This window comes from Paenibacillus sp. J2L1-98, from assembly GCF_056269405.1.
In genome coordinates, this window is sequence record NZ_JBWDNW010000001.1 from 405798 (window position 1) to 426560 (window position 20763).

Here is a 20763-nt window from a genome sequence, read left to right on the forward strand (position 1 = left end):
GGCAGAGGTGATATGCGATGAGTCAAAGCGCTTACATAAAATTCGTGCAAGGATCATCCGTTCAGAAGCTAACATTAGAGGAAATACGAAGTCAGCTCTTACATTATCGGGAGCAAACCGCGCTTACCGGCACTCAATTGGATTGGGATTACGCCGAAGCCGCTTTCCCTTACACGATCGAGTCAAAGCATGATGACCGCTGGTTTTATTTGAAGGGCATTAATCCGCAATATAAGCACATTATTTTCGGGCCGGGCGAAACAGCGAGTGCGGCCGGCCAAGCAGTATCTTGCGTGCAAGTTGTTCTACCGGACGAAGCCACTCACGGCGACAAGGCGAAAGCAAACGAGCTGTGCAAATTTATAGCCAAGCAGCTGCAAGCGGAGCTCACCATGTTCAATGGCCGAACGATTTATTTTAATCCCCGGAAATAAACGCTTTAAGTTTAGTTATATGTTGACAAAAAAAAGATCCAAGAGCATAGCTCTTGGATCTTTTTGATGCCAATCGTTCGAATGAAGTCGATCTGGAATTACTTCCCTTCGCTTTCCGTACGGGCAATTTCTTCATAAATCGCAGTAACGCGATCCCACTCAGCATCGTCTTCAATGCCAACCAGGAAAGACTCATCGTTTTCTTCTTCAATACGGAAAATGACGCCGTCCGCTTCCGGATCGTTACGATCCAGCAATACGGCATACACATTGTTTTCGGATTCAAACGTATAAACCATGACCATCTCACGTTCCTGGCCCTCGTCGTCAGTTACGATAAAGACATGCTCTTCATGCTCGTGGTCATGACCACAGCCGCAATCGTCTCCATGCTGATGCTCGCTCATGATATTACCCCATTTCAATAATGTTTACAGACATTCGTATAGTAACATGACACTCTACCAACGGTCAAACGAAGACGCCCCTTAAATAAAGGGGCGCCCTTGCAAACCATCTGATCATAGAGATGAAATTAGTTTTTCTGAAACAGCAATCCATTCATCCGAGCCCTTCAGCTTTAGAAAGAATCGAATCGGATATTTCCCGCTATATTCGAATTTATAATCGATATCATCGGTTGCATACCAGAAATTATCCTTAGACGTATTCACACTTTCCGATTGAATCACTTTCTCTTTACCGTATGGGTCGAAGATCGAAACCTTTACAGCTGCAATATCCGGCTTCAAATTATCGATTTGAGCAAACACTTTAAATTTCGCTTGGTAGCCCTTTGCGACGTTTCCGAATACCGCGTTGTTTTGGAAAAGAAACATATGCACATTTGGCTTATACACGGACGCTCGTTTGTTCTGATTGTCCCATTCGATGATAGCTTGCATAGATGTGGCTAATTGCCGAAGCGGTAAATACGTTTTACCGTCTTCAATTAAACCCCCGTCATCCTGCTCGATACCGTTAATGAAGACGTGAACCCTCTGTGCCGCAGAGTCTGCGAACAGCATCGTTCCTCCCCAAAGTGACAGTAACAACAGCAGAATAACAACTTTTCTGTGTTTCATAGTTGTAAGCCCTCCATCCGATAGCCTGGATGAAAGGTTATACTCGCAAATTCATGCAAAGTTGCGCTAATTCCGAAACTATTTTTGCTCAATCCACTATTCGACCAGATCTGTCAAATAATGTTGAACCATGCGCTTGCCTGGGAAATACGGAAATGAAATCATATGATTACCCATAGGTTCTAGTTAATACGCAAGGGACGCCCTTCCCTACCGCACCAGGCTGTTTCATCCTGGCTAAATAGCGCATGCCTCTTGCGCATGGCGTCTTGCACACTGCACACGTATCCGAAAGTACAAGCTTGTAATAATACTGCTTTCGGTCGCTTGCCGACTTCTTCTTCTTAATGACTTTACCTTTTCCTTTGCTCATCCCTCGTTCGCCTCCAGTAAACGTACTGCTATAGCATTGTATGTACGGGAGGGCGAATGTGCATCAGGAATTGTCAGGGATACGCAATATTTGGTACATTAAAGATGTGTAACGCATAAGGAGGCAGTATTATGAACATACGAATGATTGGAACAGGCAGCGCTTTTGCGAAAAAATACGATAATAACAATGCCTTAATTGAAACAAATGGCTTTCGACTGCTTGTAGATTGCGGGATTACACTGCCAAAGGCGCTCCATCAGCAGGGCATTACGTTTCCTGAGCTTGATGCGGTGCTGATCAGTCACATTCACGGGGATCATGTTGGCGGTTTGGAAGAATACGCTTTTCAAATGATGTTCAAATATAATCGCAAGCCGGTCCTTTATATTGCGGATACATTAATTGAACCTTTATGGGAGCATACACTCCGCGGCGGTTTAACACAGGAGCCGTTAGTCAAGCTAGAGGACTTCTTCGAGGTCCGCCCTCTCGAGCCGAATGTACAATTCGAGCTGCATCCCGGTTTGACGGTTAAGCTATTGCAAACAAAGCATATAGCGAATAAGCCAAGCTATTCTTTTCTATTTAATCAACGCTTCTTCTACTCTGCCGATATGAGATTCGATCCCGGCCTGCTCCAGCAATTAGTAGACGAAGGAGTTACCACGATTTATCATGATTGCCAGCTTGAAGCGCCAGGTGTCGTTCATGCGAGTCTGGAAGAGCTTCTAAGGCTTCCTGAAGCGATTCAAAGGAAAACATGGCTCATGCACTACGGAGACGCTATAGAGCAGTATGAAGGCCAAACCGGCTATATGCGGATTGTTGAGCAGCATAAGCAGTATGAGATTATGTAAACATACGAAAGGCGCCTGCAATTAAGAAATGCGGCGCCTTATCCCATTAACTATTTGTTTCTAAAACGTAGGTAACTGGTCCAAGTTGTTCGACGGATCACCGTCGGCATCACCGCGGATATAAAATTCGCCATCCCTGCCCTTGAAAGTATTAACGCCTGCAATATGACCGGCCTTTACTTCTTGAAGCGCTGCCGCGTAATCAAGCACACGGCCGCTTGTCGTTTTGAAGGCGGTAAGGTCGCCGTCTCCGTCTTTCTGCACTGCAACAATAGACTCTCTCGTATCTTGTCCGCCAATATTATCGCTCATTTATCGTTAACCCCTCTCAAAGCAGATCATGTACAGCCAACCATTATAATGCCCCCTAAGTACTTTAATTATAAATGAAAGCCAATATAAAAAATCCGACGAATTCGCATCGTGTGCGGTCGCCGGATTTCCGTTTTATTTTCTTTTGACCGCTTCTGGCGGAAGCCTCCTTCGCCAGACAAATTGCTCATCATGCGATTGAGAATCCTGTTCAACGAATCTTGCCACTGCATTAACGACAATACCAATAATCCCAAACAATCCCACCAGCCATAATGCCAAATAGGCATACTGTTCAGCCAACAGAAACCGCCTCCTGCGCGCTTTCTATAAAGGTATGCGGGAATGCTTCTGTTTAGTATACGTTGCCAACATGCATATTGAGCGCTGAACGGCTCATACTAAATGACGGTCATGAGATAACTTTTCTATGGTCAAATTTTACATTTGGAGGGACAGCGATGCTGGAAAATTTAGAGAGCGAATATAATTGTTCGAATGCATCTAATGACTTACCGAACTTACTGCAGGAATTAGACCGGCTGGAGCTAGGCGCACAGGGTGAGCAATCTGAGGAACAACAGCAGCACATTAACCGGGTTCGCAACCAAATCCGCTTTATTCGAAACAAATGCGATATTCCGCATGAATCTTAAACAGATATGAAAAAATCCCTTCTACTTGCCGATAATTAAAGTAGGAGGTGTATGATGCCCGGAATATCGATATTCGCATCTAATTTGTACCCCCAAAAGGAAAATAATCCTTAGGGGGTTATTCATCCCTTTTTTACGTATTTAGCCAGGCTTTCATCTTGAAGATGTTTCAGAATCAACTTTTCGGTTACAATGCGGGAGGGATTATGATATGGACAACTGTTTTTACCGGCAGAAAATTGAAGAAGTGCGGGCTGAAATGGTTCGTTTATTTGAAGCTTGCAACAACTTCACTGATCATGCTGTCATTAAAATCAGTCAAGAGCTTGACTATCTCCTCAATGAGTATTCAGGCTGCTTAGCAAACAATCAACGATAATTCTCATCATTCATTTCCAATATAATTAACCACGTAGTAGCAACATAAACGGTATCGCATACAGGAGTAACCCCGTTTTTTAAAATCAATTATAAAAAGCACCAATCAAGGTGCTTTCATACGTTCATATTATTCAGAAAATGCTAGCATTTTCTTCCTCGGAACCATTTATCGATACAACTCCTGCCGGAATTCCGGAAGCAACTCCATTTATGGGCATCCATTGTTACCACTGCATTAGCCCCTAGTGCCTAGTTATTCATTTAGGTTGTGAAAATATCCTATTTCTCATTAACACAGGTTATTAGCAGTAAGTGTTTATCTTCTTCTCGTGGTACTCAGCTTTTATTCTAAGTTTATATTTTGCTTCTGTATCTAAACAATCTTCTAACATTAACAAATGGTAATTACGCGACAACTTATGCCAGTTGATCTTAATGACTGTAAGGATCGACATATCGTAACCTCCCATGTTTTGAATTGGATACTATACAATTCGTATAAAGCGCTCCGTTTTATGTCCATCGCTAATAAAGTTTTTGAGCACGCTTAACTTTGGCTCTGCACATTATTTCGATTGCTTTGATTGCTCTTCCAGCTCGAAACCAACTCCTTTGGGCAAGAAAAAAAGCCGCTCGATTGAGCGACCGGAAATAAACTGGAATTATTATATATTTGGCTGAAATAAAGTTAAACCTAGTCAGGTTAGGCCCAGCAAGACTGACATTGCCGCTTATCGGCTGCAAAAACCACAAGGTGATACATACGAACATCTCTATTTAAAGAAAAACACCCCTTCGGGTGTCGATTAATAACTATTTAATTATTTCATCATATCGACTATTAACCATACCCATCCAATCAGCGATACCCATAAAGGAATACTTAATGTGATACCCCAGAGAAACCCAATATTAAAACTTCCGTCATTATTCATTGGCGCATCAACTCCCGAATAAGATGTCGTCCATTTTTGTCTGGGTGCTTAATTTATATTATATGAAAGCGCTTTAAAAAATACAAGATAATTGTGTACACAATTCTAATCAATGAATTACGTTATGTTTCAGTATCGTCCTATTGTGTAATTAATTATTCAACTTTCTAACTTCACCTTCCGTTTTACATTACAAGTAGAACGGTGAAATACTCTTTAGCCGCATGCTGAAAAGGCCACGGCATTGGGCTGTTGCCATACCGTGGAATCTCTTCATCTTAGCATTCTTATGCTTAATGATCGGCCTTGGGTTCCGTTTTTTTTACATTTCGGCTCTTTTATTCCACAAGAACCTTTTTAAACTATTAATGATGTTTGTTTTGAGGATTATTTTGATAAGTCATTGCAGTGGCTTGTGCCTGTTGAAGTTTTTGTTGTGCCTGTTGAACGTCATAATGTTCCTTCTTAACTTGTTGTTGTGATTGTAGTACTTGTTGAATATTCGTTTGCAGCTGTTGTTCTGCTTGTAGTAATTCTTGATTTTCTACTTGTAACTGTTGATGTGCCTTTAGAACATCTTGTTGCGCTTGTAGTAAATGTTGATTTTCCTGTAGATCAGCAGCTATCTGTTGTATATTTCGGTTTACCATAATGCAAGCCTCCAATAATTATTATGTTAGTCCTTAATTGACCAATAATTATCGTGCTCTTAATGACATTTTTCTATGCTATAACTTAATTGGATTTGGGTAAGCTGCAGGCATCGTTACAACTAAGCAGCATTTTGTCCTGATACACTCTCATTTAAATTACACAACACAAATCGGAGCAGGACGTAATATACGCCTTCTCTCGGTTTCGTGTCGTGCTGCCGAATTTTACGTTCACTTACACGGGCTAATGAAGAATTTGTACTCTCATTTATTCATAAAACCAATCAGTCAGAATTGCTTGCTTCCTCCGGTATCTAATGAGAGACTATGTTGACATGGCAATGGTTGATCACAACAAAAAAAGCCTTGCTGGACAAGGCTTTCGGCATTTAAGTTATGGTGATCTGAACAGGGTTCGAACCTGTGACCCCTACCCTGTCAAGATAGTGCTCTCCCAGCTGAGCTACCAGATCATGTTAGCGACAATTAATAATATATCAGGAGAACGATGCGAAGTCAACACTTTTGGGAACTTTTTTATTACTCCCTCCTAATCTCTGCTCAGCGTTTTCTCTCTGGCTCAGCCGGTCATAATGATTTTAAATGAATTGCAACAATTTGTCTTAACGCTGCGTCAAATAAGTGCTGCAGCAAATTAAAAAAGAGGTGAACGTATGAGAAAACGATCGATATTGATAATGACGCTGGTTGCAATGTTGCTCTTCACACTCGGACAAACCGTCTGGGCATTTAAGGACGTAAAAAATGATGCAAACGAACAAAAGATTGCTGAGCTTAAAAAGCTCGGAATACTAAGTGACGACAAAAATGATAAGTTTAATCCGAAAAACAAGCTCACTTATGCAGAAGGCGTTACATTGATCGTAAAAGGGTTAAAACTCAATATTGATAATATCCGCTTCATTAAAGAACCTAAAGCGAGCGATTATTTCACTAACCTGAAGGACGATGCATGGTATTCGCAAGCGTTTATTATCGCAAGTCTGAACGGGCTTGAAATTCCTAAGACGGTCAAAGCCAGCGATATCATGACACGTGAGCAATTTGCTCATCATTTGTTCAAAGCGATGCTGACGAAAGGCGATTATGCTTTTATTGAAATTTTCATGATGCTAGAGGATGAAGCCGACGTTAACAAAGATTATATGGACAGCATTCAAAAGCTGCTCATCAGCAAAATCATCACTTTGGATAGCTCGAACAAGTTTTATCCTAAGAAAGCTATTACGCGCAGCGAGGCAGCAGGCTGGCTCTATGATGCCATTAAATTCGTGAAGGAGACGACTCCTATTCCTAATTTGCCCGAGCAGCCGGCTCTTGACCTTAAGCTTTCCGTAACTGCTGTAAACTCCGACATCAATAAAGTAACCGTCAGCGCGCAAGCACCTCATCCCGGCTACGGTCTCCGGATCGCTTCCATTGGTTTCGAAGGAAATGAAGCTATTATTTACGTCGAGACGGTATTGCCTGATCCGGACAAAATGTATCCGCAAGTCATTACCGATGTACAGGTTTCCACCTATGTAGACGCAAAGCTAAAGCCGGTGCTCCCTGTATCGGCCCAATCGAGCGAATCGTCGACAGGCAGCGCTGCCATCGCCGAGTAATACAATAGAATAAGGCTTCTCTACTTGTCAGAGCAACTGTTCAGACAGTGGAGAAGCCTTTTTTTCATTCGTTCCCCGGCTAAGACCGCATGGGGATTGCCCAGTCGATAGGCTCGCTCCCGATCGTCCGCAGGAAATCATTCGCCCGCGAGAACGGCTTGCTTCCAAAAAAACCTTTACGCGCTGCAAACGGACTCGGATGCGGCGAAGATATAATATGATGCTTGTCCCCATCAATCTGGTCTGCTTTCGCCCCGGCGTGCTTGCCCCAAAGCATAAATACAACGGGCTTATCTCTGTCGTTCATCGCGGCAATAATAAAATCGGTAAACTGCTCCCATCCGATTCCTTGATGCGAATTTGGATTGCCCTCCTCCACCGTAAGCACCGTATTAAGCAGAAGAACACCTTGCTGTGCCCACGAAACCAGGCTTCCATGATCTGGAATCTCAGCGCCTATATCGGCTTCTAACTCTTTGTATATGTTTTTCAGAGAGGGGGGTACCTTCATGCCCGGCTGCACAGAGAAGCTAAGCCCATGCGCCTGTTGAAGACCGTGATATGGATCCTGCCCCAAAATGACAACCTTCGTTTGTTCGTATGATGTATAATTTAGCGCATTAAAAATATTTTGTTTCTCGGGATAAACCGTCTTCGTCTTATATTTATCTTCAAGCAGAGCAAGCAGCTCTACCATATACGGCGCTTTAAGCTCTCCTTCTAACCGTTCCGACCAATCATTGTTCAACGTTATCTCCATACTCAGAGTCTCCTTAAAACCGTATAAAGCAAAAACCTCCCCCACCATTACCTGATCGCTCAGATCATTGCGAAGGAGAATCATATACTCATTGTTTTCCTGTGCTTTTATACTGATTCTAGCATAGGGAAAAGTAGTGTACAACTTCTGAATATTTAGATGAAACATTACGTCTTCGTAAGCAAACGCTTTGGCTCAAGAGCTGATGCTCTCTACTTCGACGGATACAACTCGCTTCAATCGTTTCATTTGCTCGTAAACGGTTATTGTCGGATAAGGGTCCGGCGAGGAAAGAACGAGATGAAGCTCCCGCCTTCCATCGCCAATATCTTTAATTTTCGTATGCTTTACCGTATGATCCGAACGGATGTTTTCGATGACAGCATGCAGTTCAGTCGATAAATCGATGATCAGACACACCGAAACGTCCCTTTCACGCAGCTTCAACGGGCCAAATGTCCTGACCGCGAACGGCACTAGATTAACTGCTACGATGATGAAAGCTGCCGCCGCGAATGCCTCCTTGTAGAAGCCTGCTCCTGACGCGATGCCGAGCGCCGATGCGGACCATACCATCGCTGCCGTCGTCAAGCCCGAGATGACATCGTTATTTCTTCGGAGAATAACTCCCGCCCCGATAAAACCGACCCCGCTAACGATTTGAGCAGCGAGCCGCATCGGATCCATGTTGGTCATGCCCGGGCGGGCCAATTGGCCTGCGGCTTCAATCGATACAATCGTAATCAGACAACTGGCCACTGCAATAACCATACTCGTCTTCATGCCGAGCGGCTTATGCCGAAGCTGGCGGTCGACGCCGATCAGCAGGCCAAGCAGCAATGCCGTTCCCAATTTTATGACGAATTCTACCGTAGAAATTTCGTTCATCATGCATCTTGCCGCTGCAATGCCATTTCTGGTGCAGAAGCGTGTTCAGGCCTGTCAACGAATGTTTTCAACCGGCTTATTTCCACGCCTGCAAGCATCATAATACCGATACCGTGGTTGTCGTTAACGACGGTCCGTAGATCGTACATGTAATAGTCCGGCGAGAACGAGTAACGCGAGCCGCTGCATACGCCGTGCACGTTGCCTTGCCGGTCAATAGCTCCGCCGGTCAGTCCACGCCAAGCTTTAAGCGCGGCACCGGTATAGGTGTCCTTGCTGTCCAACCAGCCGAAACGCACACCCCTTGCAAATGCATAAGCGAACATGGCGGTGCAGGATGCTTCCTCGTACGCCTCCGATTGATTAAGCACCTGACGCCATAATCCTGATTCGCCCTGCAAAGCGGCCACTCCCGCGCACATGTCCCGGAACATGGCGAGCAGCGCTTCCCGGTCCTGATGATCGTCAGGCAGCTTCTCAAGCAGCTCCGACAACGAGAACAGACACCAGCCGTTGCCGCGTCCCCACGGCACACGCGTCGCCTTGCCATATTTAAAGTCGAATACATGCGACATAACGCCTTCCATCTCCATAAACAAATAGCGTTTAAACAGCAGAAACTGTCTCGCCGCTTCATCAAGCGCTTCGCGTTTCCCTGTCGCCGCAGCGTACCTCGTCAGGAAAGGCGCACTCATATACAGATCGTCCGCCCACATCGTATCGGCCGCATACTCGCCTGCGCACAACCTATAGAACGCGCCGTCTTCTCTGCGCTCCAGCTTTTGGAGCATGAAATCGGCTATTACATCTGCAATAAGGAGGTAACTCTTCTCCTTCGTTTGCAAATAAGCCTCAAGCATCGCCGAACCGAACGAGCCGCAGTTGTCCAGCATCCGGATTAAGACAAGCTGGTGGTTAACGGACGGAAATCCGTATTCATCCCGATCCCATAAAGAATACTCGTACATTTCCGTGCAGCTGCGGATGTGGCCGAGCGCATAATCGGCTACGTCCTGACGGTTCAGCTCGCGAGCGGTTCGCAGCAGCCCGTACATCGTAACGCCGAGCGGATAATCCCATCGCCCGTAATTCGTAGCGGTACCGGTTGTCCATTTGTTGCTAAGCATCGCATTCTCGTAGTAAGGCCGGACCCGCGTCTCCGGTGCATCCAGCGACCAATATGCGCCGCCGGCGGAGCGGCCTTCAAGGTCTACGGCAGAAAACAGCGCAGCCGTCGTACAGACAGACGAAGGATCGTGCTTTTCAGCACAATTCAGCGGTCCCGCATACAACCATGCTCCGCCGCTTCCATGGACGGCAACAGGCAATTCGAATGCAAGCGGTTTTGCTCCCGCGAAAGCGCCTAGTTCAAAACCCCAGCCGCTCGGACCGCTGACGCTGCGCACAAGCAGCTGGCGAATCCCGTGGCTGGCGGGAACGGCTGTCCGGAACGGGCCCGCCTCCTCAAGCTCCACAACCTGCTGGCCGTTCAGCCAAATTGTCGTCGGCCCTGAGGCATGCCCTTCCAGAATGACTGTTTCTTCTTCGGCCGGCACAGCCAGTGCGGTCCAGCCTAATGCTGCAGCCGGCTGCGCAGGACGACCAAACAGCCGCTCGAAATTAGGCAGTTTCTCTTCTTCAACCGTCCAACCCGTCCGGGGCTGCCACGTTAAGCCGCTTTTCTCTTCCGGCAGTGAGTAGTCAGGAAACATTCCTCCGCCGCCAAACACCGATGCTTTCAATGGCCCTGCATAAACCCAACCCGCACTCCCCGCGCGACCGGCAAAAGGAGCAAGCACCTGCAGGATGCGGACTTTGGCCTCCTCCGCGCCGAATCGGCAGCCAAAGCCGGCTTCCGTCTTGCGAGCTTCGATCAGTACAGCGTTCCAGCCTTTGCGGAAAAGCAGCGGAATAACAACTCTTGCATCAGGTTTCATCTCATCTACCGCATTCGACCTGTAAACCTGCTCTTCATTGATATACAGCCGTACCGGCCCGAACGGCTCCATGATGCCGTCGATTGAACGCTCGTCGTCACTCCAAACGAGTCCGAACACGTATGCGTATTCGCCATTCTTCGCATCCGGCAGCTTGACCGACAAATTCATATCGTACAGCCCTTCTCTATTTTGCAGCACGCCCGATTTGGCAAAAGCGCGGAGCGCAAAGGGAACGGGCGGGTTCGCACCGACATAACGGCCGGACAACACCTCTAATATGCGGCGCTCATCGTCGCCGAACCAATAACGCACGCTCTCGCGGGGCTCCATATAGACGGTCATCGAATCATCTCCCCGTTTCCAGTTGACGAGACCGTTCCTGTATCGCCTTCGTTTATGTCAAGCCGGGAAAGCCGGATGTCGAACGTTCTGTCGTACGGCGTCATCAGGTTGACGACCAGTGTTTGACAATTTGCCGGATAGCTCGTATTGTTGAGCGCCTTCGCCCAGTGTTCATGCGCTCCGCTGTCCAGTTCAATCCAATCACTACCGGAAGTAAGACGAGCTGTACCTTCTTTCCAGAAAAGGGTTCCTGCCGCCGCCGGCTCAAGGCCTTTCCCGGATAAATCTCCTTCACTGCTGAACACAAAGGAGATTTGCGTCATCAACACTTCCGGCTGTTCGCAGTGAACACGGATCTTCCATCCTTGTTCGTATTCCGTTAATTCAACCTCGATAAGATGGTGCTGCTCGTGTGTTATTTCCCGAAGATGATGCGGCAGCAAATACCAAGGGCTGACCGGTCCGCCAGCCGTTTCCGGCAAATGCGCCCCCGGGACGGGACTGTAATAACCTTTCTTTTCAGTTGCCGTTAACCGGTATCCATGCTCCAGCTGTTCCATCCGCTTCAGCTTGACGAAGCCGGGCTCAAAGGACGTGCCTATTTGCACGGCGAGCAGCCGCGCAGCGCCATGCCGCAGCGCGAAGAAAGAGTTCGTCTCAGTCATGACGGTGACGCTTGTCGCCCCGTCCCGCTGCCGGGCGACCGGAGCGCCGAAATCGGGATGCAGCCGGCTGTGATAAATCCGGCCGCCGTGTCCGGCTGCCTCCATATCACCCAAAAAGCGCTCCCGGGGAAAGTCGCGGTTTATAAATACCCGGTACCGGTCCGGCAGCTTGCCAGGCTCGATCGTACGTTCGCGAAGTTCCGGGTAGCGTAAAAAGCCGATCAACGCATTATTGGGGAGCCAGCCGGGATGAGTCAACGCCTGACCCGCGAGGTCTGCTAACGCGGCAAACAGCGGATCCCGGTCGCGGTTCTCCATCAGCTTCGTAACGAGGAAATAGCTCCCCATATTATATTTGCTGCCGAAATCCTGGCGGCCGGAATAATCCGTTACCACTTCGCCGTCCGGATGAATCAAATATGCCATCATCCGTAAATTACGGCGAATCGGCTCCAGCAATTCAGGACGGTCGAACAGCTCCGCCGCATAAAACAGTACGATATCGCTAACCCCGTTGTAAATGCCGTTGCTACGCTCGGTCCACTCTCCATCTTCCGTGCAGTCTATTCCTTCCGCCAGCCACTCGTCCGCCCGCTCTTTCAATTCCGGTTTTCCTGTCAGCTTATACATAAATCCAAGCGCTGCAGTTATAACCCAGCGGTGATTCGGAGTATGGCAGCCCCCTGTCAGCAGCGCCGGTATTGTCCGCTCCAGAAAAATCCTGATATCCTCCGCAGCATTGCGCAAAGGTTCCCATCCATGAGCGGCCAGCAGCTCGTACACCTGCGCTAGACCACTCACAACGAATGCGGTGTCCGGCGGCGAGTGCATATTCGTCCATCCGGGCGAAATCGTGCCGTCGGCATGCTGGAACCGTAAACAGAACTGAGCCGCAAGTTCCAAACGCGAGAGCAATTCGTTATCGTGGTAATAATTTGAATCTTCATTAATAAGTGCGGCCGCCCATAGCGCCATCACCATCGGCGTTCCGCCATGGCTCGGCCAGGCGATGCCGTTCACGGGATCGGCAACCCCCCCGTAAAATTTGCTGCTGCTGTCAATCACCTGATTTTCGATTCCGTCTTTTACCCAATAATCGTTAATAGAGACCAGCTTCTCATACATTCTCATCATCTCTCTTTCTGCTATTCCCGATCCTCGAGAACGCTCCGGATTTTGGTCAGTTCCCGTTCGATCCGATCCGGAATCTCTTCAAACAACCGTTCCCATGGAACGAACGTTTTTGAAGATTCGGTAAATTCATATTCGATTTATTCAAAGGATGGTATAAACCTGTAAAACGACTGCAAATAGGTTCGCACAGCCCGATTGTCTTCCTCATTAGCGATTAAACGATCCCCGTACCAATCGGGGAGCGTCAATCCGTCCTTTCCCGCTTCCTCATTCGTACAGACCCGCGCATCAGGCAGCAGCTCGAACAATACCGGCAGCGGAGAAAAAGCATGCTTACCCGGCTGCGAGTACAGCTTCAAGCGCTTACCGAACAAATTGCTCCTATCCGGCAGCAATGCTTTCAAATAGCGCCCGTGAAAGCTCGCTTCGCAGTCCGCGACGCTGCCGTCGCCGTTCACATACACCCAAACATGCTCCAATTCATACAAATGCTGAATATCGTAATCCCATTAAATCGCGAATTCGATGACATGATCGATTGCAGGGTCCGTGAACGTAAACCGGCGATTAAACGATGGGGAAGCTTCCCCGTTTCGAAGCACAGTCACGCCGACCCGTACCGGATAGAACGGTTCCTTTTCATCGAATAACAGCCTCGGCGCATAATGGAGTATTTGATCCACATCCAGGTTACACCTTGATGGATGCAAGCTTTGAGATCAGCAAATCATGACTCTCCTCGATTTCCTCCGGCTTGCAAGCCGCTTTCAGCTCATAGACTTTGACCGGAGCCGCCTCGATAATCGGAAGGAAACGATCGAAATAGGTCATATCGCCGCTGTGCACGTAAGGGCACCAGTGGTCTGACAGCCCTATCGTTTCATGAATATGAATGCCGACAACGTTGTCCTTGATCGAATCCATTTCCAGTGCGTTGTCGTAAAGACCCATCCGTTCCATCATCATGCCATGGCCAAAATCGTACCATAATCCGACCGGTGCGCCTTTCATCCGGTCAATGACCGTTTTCGCCTCCCGCAGCGTCGGCATTTGATAGCATCTCGAACGTGTTTCGATGCCGATCGCGATGTCCCACCCTTTGGCGGCGATTCTGTCGCACACTTCTTCCAGACTGTGCTGGATGCGCTGCAAATAATGGCCGCTAAGCGACTCGCGGCGCTCTAGCATTTCATTCCAAAGCTTCACGTACGCCTTTGATTCACGGCCCTGTTCGTTGTAAATGCCTTTCAGTTCATGATCGATATTATAATCGAACGGCACCTCGCCCGGATGCACGACAACCGCCTGAGCCCCATATCGATTGGCATATTCCACAGTCAATAAAAGCAAATCAACCGCCCGCTTCCGCTTCTCCTCATCGTCGAAACCGAGCAGCACGGAATCGGTGCCATAGTCGGGATCGGCGATATGAGGAAACGTATTGTGTACGCTGGAGACGCCGATGTCCCCACGCTCGATCATCGGTTCAATCGTAGCGAGCAGCTCTTTCGTAACATTATAATTCAGCTCCACGCGTTGAAAGCCAAGCGCGCGAATTTCCTCTATCATCTCGCTTCCGACGGTATGCCGTTTAATGTTCCAGCACGTTGAGAACGAATACTCTCCTTTTGATTTCCCCATAAGCCCCTCCATTTTCTCGCGGTCCCCTTACGTTCGTAAGTGTTGTTACCCCTTCACCGCTCCAAGCATCACGCCGCTGACAAAATAACGCTGCAGCCACGGATAGACGATCAGAATCGGTACGGTTGCAAAAATAACACTGGCCGCCTTCAGACTTTCCGGCATCATTTTATGCATCTGCGAGCCTTCCATTTGCATCAGTTCAGTGACCATATTATTTTGAATAAGCTGGTACAATTTCAATTGAAGCGGATACAATTCCGGACTTTGAATGTACATAAGCGTATCGCTAAACCCGTTCCAGCGGCCTACGGCATAAAAAAGGCTGAGCGTGGCGATGACCGGAAGCGAGAGCGGCAGAACGATGCTGATAAGCGTACGATACTGGCTGCTGCCGTCGATTTCCGCTGATTCCTCCAGGCTTTCCGGAATATTGTTGAAAAACGAGATCAGAATAATCAAATAGAAAGGATTGATTAAGCCCGGCAGCACAAGCGCCCAAATCGAATCCAGCAAATTCAGATTTCGGATCAAAATATATTCAGGGATAAGGCCGCCGCTGAAAAACATGGTAATGACGATAATGAACATGACCAATTTGCGGCCCTTCAAATTTCTTTTGGAGAGCGGATATCCTGCTGCAATCGTCAACACCATGCACAAAACCGTAAACAAGCAGGTGAGCAGTATGGTGAAGCCAAGCGAACGAATCATCGACGAATCGGTAAACACCTGCACATAGGCTTGCCATTCCAATTCCACCGGAACTAAATTTACTTCTCCTGACGTAATCGCACGGGTAGAGCTCAGTGAAATAGCCACTATATGAAGAAATGGAGCCAGACACACCAGCACGCAAGTCGTTAAAACGATAAAGTTGATTGTGTCGAAAACTCGGTTGGCGGTTCGATCTCTCATGTCGTACGCTCCTCTCTATTATTCGAGTTTATAATATACTTTCGTCTGTCAGCTTTTTGGATGCATAATTTGCTCCGAGAACAAATACAAGTCCGACAACAGCTTGGAACAAGCCGACAACCGTCGCCAGCGTATACTGACCGGATTGAAGCCCGATTCGATAAACGAATGTACTCAGCACATCGGAATATTCCCGCACCGCGAGATTGCCAATGACATACGGCCGTTCGAAACCGATCGATATCATATGGCCGAGATTAATGATAAGCAGGGTGACGATGGTTGGCTTTAGGCCCGGAAGCGTAATATGCCAAATTCGTTTCAGCCTTCCTGCTCCGTCCATTTCTGCTGCTTCAAACAACTCTTTGTTAATACCGGTGAGAGCCGCCAAATAAATGATCGTCCCCCAGCCTGCGCTTTGCCATACGCCGACGCTAAGATAGGTAAACAGCCAATCGTTTTTTTCGGTCAGAAACGGAATCGCTTCAAATCCTAAAGATGTTAGCATATTATTTACCATGCCGGACTGTGTGCCGAACACTTGATAAACGATACCGCCTATAATGACCCAAGAAATAAAGTGGGGGATATACAAAATGGTTTGCGAAAGCTTTTTAAACCAAACGCTTTGCATCTCGTAGAGCATAATCGCCAGAATGAGCGGCGCCGGAAACGATACAAGCAAATCCAGTAAATTCAGCATAAGCGTATTACGGAGGGTTAAGTAGAAATCACGCATCCCGAACACTTCTTTAAAAGCCTCCAGGCCGATCCACTCGCTTCCGTTAATCCCCTGGAAAAAGTTAAAGTCTTTGAATGCGATTTGAATGCCGTACATCGGGCCGTATCTGAAGAGGATGAAGTAGGCCAGCGGTAAAACAAGCAGCGAATACAGCTGCCAATTCCTGCGTAAATATCCGGTAACGCTCACAGCGGTCTGCCTCCTTTTAACGACCGGCTTGCATGCGGGGAAAAGTCGCATATCGCTGCTCCCCGCATACACCGGTCTTCATGGTGCTTATTTCATTTCTTTGTAAACTTCTGTGCGCTCGTCTTGAATTGCCTGACCGCCGCTTGACATATAATCCTTCATCATGGATTCATAGGTGCTTTCGAATTGTTCCGGCTTCGCCATTGTCGTCTTGACGAGTATTTCATGGAATTTATCGAGCAGCGTCGTGCCGTATTTTGTTTGCGCTTCGATCAGTCTAGGCGTAAGAATCGGCGGGAGTGTATCCGCATTCGAGATTTTGAGCGCAATGCGAACTTGGTCCTGCTGCGCTTGCGGAAATTGTAACGCCTTTACTTCATTATTTTTTTCATCGCTGCCGAGCTGCATGCCGTTTGTTACAATGGTCATATCGCCGCTGTTATACATACGGTTTTTAGCTTCTTCTGTCTGGTTTTCCAGAGCAACCGGAATACCGTCTTTCAACGTGTAGTTCTCGCCCTCGATGCCGTTCTGCATCTCGAACAGGACATCTTCAGACGCCATCCAGTCCAAATATTTAATCGCTTCGACTGCACGCTCACTCGACTTCGGAATCATAAGGTACAAGCCTACTGGTGCGTACTTCGGCTTCGGATGCTTGCCTTCTTCATTCGAATAAACGTCAACTGCGGATATCGTAGCGCCGGATACATTTTTCTGCAGCAGGTCGTAAGTGCTGTCCTGCCCATAGATGTTCGTATCGTCCTCGCTAAAGAAGCCGATTAAGCCCTTCGTAACGTCCTCAGTCAATTTTTTCTTATCTTCGTCCAGACCGAAATCCGCACTCATTAAACCTTCGTTATACAGCTTGTTCATGAACTGAAGCGCATCTTTAAAGCCAGGCATCAGTACCGGATAATCGCGGGAGCCAAGCTGCTGAGTCAACGTGAATTTCTCTTCTTCCGACACTGACTTAATGAACGACCAGATCAGCGGCTCATATTGGGCTGGTGCGATCGTCATGCCAAGAGGTACGACTTTGCCGCCCGTTGCGCCAGGATCCTTTTCTTTAAACGCTTTGAGCGTGTTGTACAGCTCTTCTGTCGATTGCGGCACCGGCAAGCTCAGCTTATCGAGCCAATCCTGACGAACAAAGGAAGAATATTTACCCAAATTCGCCCGCTTTGCCGGGATCGCATACTGCGTGCCTTCAAGCTGACCGTAAGCTAGCGCTTCCTCGCCGAGAAACGCCTTCAAATTCGGAGCATGCTGTTCGATCAATTCGGAAAGATCTGTCAAGCCGCCTTGCTGCGCGTAGCGGTAAAACGTACTCGAATCGTACGTGAACACGATATCCGGCACATCGCTGCCGCTTGCCATCAACACATTTAACTTCTCTACTTCTTCGGACCGGGGTACAGGAACGAATTTAACATCGACGTTGTTCGCCTTACCGAACTTTTCTCCAATCCATTTCGTCCAATAGTTATCGGTGATGGTGTAGCCTGCTGGAGAATTGCCACGATCAAACACTTCAACTTTAAGGGTGACCGGCTTCTCTGTTGTACCGCCGTTCGCTCCTTCTTCAGCTTTCGGCTCCGACTTTGATGAACATGCAGAGAAAATTAATGAACATACTAGGACTAGCAAAAGGATAGATCTTTTCGAACCCATGTACCGTTTTCTTTTCATGTTTCTAAACATCGTTCCAACCCCTTCTACATATCGTTTGTTATTCTGTACAGGCTGCACGATCTGTTAAGATAGCGCTTTCACTTCCGTTATTGCAACCTGTACCGGAATGACCAAAGTATGGCACGCCATCCGGACAAGTCGCAATAAACTAGTTTCAAATTGATAAACCCGAAGTGATATATCCAAAAACTGGTTATATCAACTGTTATCGTACACTAAACATTTTTCAAAAAATATCGGTATGGCGCGCTTTTCCGGGCTTTAGCTTGAGCTTTCTGTAATCTCCCGGCGTTACTCCGACCACCCGCTTGAACACTCGGCCGAACGTAATCGAATTCGCATAGCCAACCTGGAGAGCAATGCTTTGCACGGAATCCTCGGACTCCGCGAGCAGCCCCTCGGCATGCTCCATTCGCAGCTGCACGATGAAATCAACGAATTTCATATTGAACTCTTCTTTGAACAGGTAGCTTGCATATTTGCCCGAGATTTGAAAGCGATCGCTCAAATGCTTAAGAGATAAGTCCGGATTCACAAAATTTTCTTCGATATACGATTTCATTTCGGTAATCATCGCCCGATGGTTTTTGGTTTCGCAATAAGCGACGTAATGACGATACATTTCAGTTAAATACTCGAAGAAAAGAACGCGAAGCTGATCCAGCGAGACCGTTTCCTCTACCGTTTGCTTCCAGAGCCCGGCCTTTTCCCCTTTAAAATGCTCTTGCAGGTCTTCCGATATGTTGCCAAGCTCGCTGCCCAGCATGTCCATCATCGTTTGCAGCAGCAGCCGAATATCTTCATCCTTTAGGCAATCCAATGCCAAAGATTCGAATATCTTGTCCAAATATACGCGCCATTCGCCTGTCGACAGCCGGAACTCTCTGACCAGATCGGCAGCCATCTGTAAATACTTATACGATCTCTGCCTAGTATCTCCCGGCAAGTCATCGCTCATAATGACGGCTTCCTTTCCGAGCGACAATTTATGCTGCATCGCCTCAGCCGCCGCCTTAAAGGATATCGTTATCATCCCCCAACCCTTGACGACAGGGCCGATTCCAAACGTTAATGACATGCGGAGATTTTCAGATACCCATGCGCCGCCTTTTTCTGCAAACTGGCGAATTTTATCCTTCGGAGCTTGCTCCGCACCGCTTATCCCGATTATGATGCCCATTCTGCTCTCGCCGACCCATTCCGCCCAAGCATGCATCCCGTCGTCCCGTGCCAGCTCCTGCAGTACATTCGTTAAAGCAAATTTAAGCGTATTTTGATCGCGTACGGAGAAGCCGCTCCGGAAATGACCGTAATGGCCGATCTCTACTACCATAAAAGCAAATAGATCAAACGTATTTACTTCTGGAAGCAGCTTCAATTTCAGCAGGCGTTCTTCCACATGCTGATTCCCTTCTCCTTGAATGATTTCAAAAAATAGCTGTTTCCTGCCCACCAGCAAATTTTCGCGCTGCTCCTTTTCGTAATCCTCCGTTTGCTGAATCAAGTTTTCCAGCGTACGATCGATTAAAGACAGCTCATCCATCTTCATTCCGAAGCCGTCGCTCCGAAGTTGAATCGATTCTATCCGGTTCATCATAACCCGGATCGGCTTGTAATTTTTTCTCGTGATGTAGATGATGTAAAAAATGGCAAAGATGACCGTTAATAAACCAATCACTATCCAAACATACGATATGACCGATACCCAAAGGAACAGCTGTCCCGCAGCGATCCCACTCTCAAAAGTCCATCCCAGCATATCTGAGTTCAATCTGTTGAGCACTTTTCCGTTTTCTTGATCTGTGTCGCTCTGGATGGAGGGCAGCGTCGAGAAAACTAATTGACCTTCCTCATCGCGAATCGTAAGAAACGTCACCTCGTCATTATTCATCGAACGAATCATCCGCTCGACGTCATACATATCTACATTAATAACGACAAACCCTTCCGTTCCAAATGGGAGCGGCTGTCTTTTGTACATCGAAATAACCTGCTTATTTTTCTCCGTACTCATCTCATGAAAGGGACGAACCGACGACCAGCCTTGATATTCCGGACTAGCGAGTGCCTGCTCAATAAAGCCTTTATCCGCAAAATCTTCCCATTTCACCAGTCCGCTGCGCGTAAGCACCTGCTTATCCTCAATCCGGTAAACATATATCGAATCGATCAAACCATCGTTTGCAATCAACCCCCGCATGCTATCGACAACATCAAAGAGCACTTCTTGATTGTCCTGAGTATGCTCAACATTAAGAAATTCGCGATAGCGATCATTTTTCTCCATTTCCTCAAGTACATCGGTCTCGACGCCTCTAAGCGAGCGCGACACCGTATCCATAATATAGCCGGTAGATATCCGATCCGCTTTCACGGTTTCCTTATGGGAGATTTCATTAACCATAATAAAGGACATGAAAATAAGGATCGTTACCGTAAACAAAAAAATCGGAAAATAGGAAAGCAGCATTCGGCGATACCAGTTCTTTTTCAAATCAACCACTCCTTTTTCTAGGCCAAACAAACGATTAT

Annotated in this window: 22 protein-coding genes and 1 tRNA gene; 5 read left to right on the plus strand and 18 right to left on the minus strand. The window is 47.3% G+C overall.

The genetic code is table 11. The annotated features are described in order from the left end of the window. The first annotated feature begins 17 nt into the window (after positions 1-17). Complete coding sequence (locus AC0YNZ_RS01940; RefSeq protein WP_475825026.1) at positions 18-434, plus strand: DUF1885 family protein; 417 nt, start codon at positions 18-20, stop codon at positions 432-434. Between the two features lie 98 nt (positions 435-532). On the opposite strand, the gene AC0YNZ_RS01945 is transcribed toward AC0YNZ_RS01940, so the two are convergent. From AC0YNZ_RS01945 to AC0YNZ_RS01955, 3 genes are all read right to left on the minus strand, one after another. Continuing rightward, positions 533-841, minus strand: coding sequence for a DUF1292 domain-containing protein (locus tag AC0YNZ_RS01945; RefSeq protein ID WP_028611181.1), 309 nt, complete (start codon positions 839-841; stop codon positions 533-535). 114 nt (positions 842-955) lie between these two features. Further along, positions 956-1519 (minus strand): stalk domain-containing protein, encoded by a 564-nt coding sequence (locus tag AC0YNZ_RS01950; RefSeq protein ID WP_475825027.1) that lies wholly within the window; start codon positions 1517-1519, stop codon positions 956-958. Positions 1520-1688: 169 nt separating this feature from the next. Beyond that, positions 1689-1892 (minus strand): hypothetical protein, encoded by a 204-nt coding sequence (locus AC0YNZ_RS01955; RefSeq protein ID WP_475825028.1) that lies wholly within the window; start codon positions 1890-1892, stop codon positions 1689-1691. Between the two features lie 131 nt (positions 1893-2023). Here AC0YNZ_RS01955 and AC0YNZ_RS01960 point away from each other — a divergent pair, with 131 nt between their 5' ends. Beyond that, on the plus strand, positions 2024-2752 hold the full coding sequence (locus tag AC0YNZ_RS01960; RefSeq protein WP_475825029.1) for an MBL fold metallo-hydrolase: 729 nt from the start codon (positions 2024-2026) through the stop codon (positions 2750-2752). 60 nt (positions 2753-2812) lie between these two features. Here the strand turns inward: AC0YNZ_RS01960 and AC0YNZ_RS01965 are convergent, their stop codons facing one another. Both AC0YNZ_RS01965 and AC0YNZ_RS01970 read right to left on the minus strand, forming a co-directional pair. Beyond that, positions 2813-3064 (minus strand): DUF3892 domain-containing protein, encoded by a 252-nt coding sequence (locus AC0YNZ_RS01965; RefSeq protein WP_475825030.1) that lies wholly within the window; start codon positions 3062-3064, stop codon positions 2813-2815. A gap of 135 nt (positions 3065-3199) precedes the next feature. Then, positions 3200-3367 carry a hypothetical protein gene (locus AC0YNZ_RS01970; RefSeq protein WP_181425939.1) on the minus strand — a complete coding sequence of 56 codons (168 nt, stop codon included), beginning with the start codon at positions 3365-3367 and terminating at the stop codon, positions 3200-3202. 158 nt (positions 3368-3525) lie between these two features. On the opposite strand from AC0YNZ_RS01970, the gene AC0YNZ_RS01975 reads away from it, so the two are divergent. After that, complete coding sequence (locus AC0YNZ_RS01975; RefSeq protein WP_110769155.1) at positions 3526-3720, plus strand: DUF2524 domain-containing protein; 195 nt, start codon at positions 3526-3528, stop codon at positions 3718-3720. A 211-nt stretch (positions 3721-3931) separates the two neighbouring features. Next, positions 3932-4099: an aspartyl-phosphate phosphatase Spo0E family protein gene (locus AC0YNZ_RS01980; protein WP_475825031.1), complete on the plus strand. Its 168-nt coding sequence runs from the start codon at positions 3932-3934 to the stop codon at positions 4097-4099. Between the two features lie 1302 nt (positions 4100-5401). Here AC0YNZ_RS01980 and AC0YNZ_RS01985 read toward each other — a convergent pair. Both AC0YNZ_RS01985 and AC0YNZ_RS01990 read right to left on the minus strand, forming a co-directional pair. Further along, positions 5402-5686 (minus strand): hypothetical protein, encoded by a 285-nt coding sequence (locus AC0YNZ_RS01985; RefSeq protein WP_475825032.1) that lies wholly within the window; start codon positions 5684-5686, stop codon positions 5402-5404. A 400-nt stretch (positions 5687-6086) separates the two neighbouring features. After that, positions 6087-6162, minus strand: a tRNA-Val gene (locus AC0YNZ_RS01990). 201 nt (positions 6163-6363) lie between these two features. Here AC0YNZ_RS01990 and AC0YNZ_RS01995 point away from each other — a divergent pair. Next, positions 6364-7317, plus strand: coding sequence for an S-layer homology domain-containing protein (locus tag AC0YNZ_RS01995; protein WP_475825033.1), 954 nt, complete (start codon positions 6364-6366; stop codon positions 7315-7317). Between the two features lie 79 nt (positions 7318-7396). Here AC0YNZ_RS01995 and AC0YNZ_RS02000 read toward each other — a convergent pair whose 3' ends face one another. The 11 genes from AC0YNZ_RS02000 to AC0YNZ_RS02050 form a co-directional block, all read right to left on the minus strand. Further along, entirely contained in the window at positions 7397-8077 is a 681-nt protein-coding gene (locus AC0YNZ_RS02000) for a uracil-DNA glycosylase (protein WP_475825034.1), read from the minus strand. A gap of 195 nt (positions 8078-8272) precedes the next feature. After that, positions 8273-8965: an MgtC/SapB family protein gene (locus AC0YNZ_RS02005; RefSeq protein ID WP_475825483.1), complete on the minus strand. Its 693-nt coding sequence runs from the start codon at positions 8963-8965 to the stop codon at positions 8273-8275. Further along, a complete protein-coding gene (locus tag AC0YNZ_RS02010; protein ID WP_475825035.1) occupies positions 8965-11247 on the minus strand; it encodes a glycoside hydrolase family 88/105 protein in 2283 nt (760 codons plus the stop codon). Before AC0YNZ_RS02010 ends, AC0YNZ_RS02005 begins: the two co-directional genes overlap by 1 nt. Next, the gene (locus AC0YNZ_RS02015) at positions 11244-13046 is read right to left on the minus strand and encodes a hypothetical protein (RefSeq protein WP_475825036.1); all 1803 of its coding nucleotides are present in this window, start codon (positions 13044-13046) and stop codon (positions 11244-11246) included. Before AC0YNZ_RS02015 ends, AC0YNZ_RS02010 begins: the two co-directional genes overlap by 4 nt. Positions 13047-13183: 137 nt before the next feature. Beyond that, complete coding sequence (locus AC0YNZ_RS02020) at positions 13184-13510, minus strand: hypothetical protein (protein ID WP_475825037.1); 327 nt, start codon at positions 13508-13510, stop codon at positions 13184-13186. A 45-nt stretch (positions 13511-13555) separates the two neighbouring features. Continuing rightward, positions 13556-13729, minus strand: coding sequence for a hypothetical protein (locus tag AC0YNZ_RS02025; protein ID WP_475825038.1), 174 nt, complete (start codon positions 13727-13729; stop codon positions 13556-13558). A gap of 7 nt (positions 13730-13736) precedes the next feature. Next, positions 13737-14687, minus strand: a complete 951-nt coding sequence (locus tag AC0YNZ_RS02030; protein WP_475825039.1) for a sugar phosphate isomerase/epimerase family protein — start codon at positions 14685-14687, stop codon at positions 13737-13739. Between the two features lie 45 nt (positions 14688-14732). Then, entirely contained in the window at positions 14733-15605 is an 873-nt protein-coding gene (locus tag AC0YNZ_RS02035; RefSeq protein WP_475825040.1) for a carbohydrate ABC transporter permease, read from the minus strand. A gap of 28 nt (positions 15606-15633) precedes the next feature. Further along, positions 15634-16536, minus strand: coding sequence for an ABC transporter permease (locus AC0YNZ_RS02040; protein ID WP_475825041.1), 903 nt, complete (start codon positions 16534-16536; stop codon positions 15634-15636). Positions 16537-16623: 87 nt separating this feature from the next. Then, the gene (locus AC0YNZ_RS02045) at positions 16624-18240 is read right to left on the minus strand and encodes an extracellular solute-binding protein (RefSeq protein ID WP_475825042.1); all 1617 of its coding nucleotides are present in this window, start codon (positions 18238-18240) and stop codon (positions 16624-16626) included. A gap of 217 nt (positions 18241-18457) precedes the next feature. Further along, positions 18458-20734: a helix-turn-helix domain-containing protein gene (locus AC0YNZ_RS02050; RefSeq protein WP_475825043.1), complete on the minus strand. Its 2277-nt coding sequence runs from the start codon at positions 20732-20734 to the stop codon at positions 18458-18460. Between the last annotated feature and the right edge of the window lie 29 nt (positions 20735-20763).

Bases quoted from the DNA above. Each gene is read 5' to 3' on its own strand.
- AC0YNZ_RS01940 (WP_475825026.1), top strand. From the start codon at position 18: ATGAGTCAAAGCGCTTACATAAAATTCGTGCAAGGATCATCCGTTCAG.
- AC0YNZ_RS01945 (WP_028611181.1), bottom strand. From the start codon at position 841: ATGAGCGAGCATCAGCATGGAGACGATTGCGGCTGTGGTCATGACCAC.
- AC0YNZ_RS01950 (WP_475825027.1), bottom strand. From the start codon at position 1,519: ATGAAACACAGAAAAGTTGTTATTCTGCTGTTGTTACTGTCACTTTGG.
- AC0YNZ_RS01955 (WP_475825028.1), bottom strand. From the start codon at position 1,892: ATGAGCAAAGGAAAAGGTAAAGTCATTAAGAAGAAGAAGTCGGCAAGC.
- AC0YNZ_RS01960 (WP_475825029.1), top strand. From the start codon at position 2,024: ATGAACATACGAATGATTGGAACAGGCAGCGCTTTTGCGAAAAAATAC.
- AC0YNZ_RS01965 (WP_475825030.1), bottom strand. From the start codon at position 3,064: ATGAGCGATAATATTGGCGGACAAGATACGAGAGAGTCTATTGTTGCA.
- AC0YNZ_RS01975 (WP_110769155.1), top strand. From the start codon at position 3,526: ATGCTGGAAAATTTAGAGAGCGAATATAATTGTTCGAATGCATCTAAT.
- AC0YNZ_RS01980 (WP_475825031.1), top strand. From the start codon at position 3,932: ATGGACAACTGTTTTTACCGGCAGAAAATTGAAGAAGTGCGGGCTGAA.
- AC0YNZ_RS01985 (WP_475825032.1), bottom strand. From the start codon at position 5,686: ATGGTAAACCGAAATATACAACAGATAGCTGCTGATCTACAGGAAAAT.
- AC0YNZ_RS01995 (WP_475825033.1), top strand. From the start codon at position 6,364: ATGAGAAAACGATCGATATTGATAATGACGCTGGTTGCAATGTTGCTC.
- AC0YNZ_RS02000 (WP_475825034.1), bottom strand. From the start codon at position 8,077: ATGGAGATAACGTTGAACAATGATTGGTCGGAACGGTTAGAAGGAGAG.
- AC0YNZ_RS02005 (WP_475825483.1), bottom strand. From the start codon at position 8,965: ATGAACGAAATTTCTACGGTAGAATTCGTCATAAAATTGGGAACGGCA.
- AC0YNZ_RS02010 (WP_475825035.1), bottom strand. From the start codon at position 11,247: ATGACCGTCTATATGGAGCCCCGCGAGAGCGTGCGTTATTGGTTCGGC.
- AC0YNZ_RS02015 (WP_475825036.1), bottom strand. From the start codon at position 13,046: ATGATGAGAATGTATGAGAAGCTGGTCTCTATTAACGATTATTGGGTA.
- AC0YNZ_RS02030 (WP_475825039.1), bottom strand. From the start codon at position 14,687: ATGGGGAAATCAAAAGGAGAGTATTCGTTCTCAACGTGCTGGAACATT.
- AC0YNZ_RS02035 (WP_475825040.1), bottom strand. From the start codon at position 15,605: ATGAGAGATCGAACCGCCAACCGAGTTTTCGACACAATCAACTTTATC.
- AC0YNZ_RS02045 (WP_475825042.1), bottom strand. From the start codon at position 18,240: ATGTTTAGAAACATGAAAAGAAAACGGTACATGGGTTCGAAAAGATCT.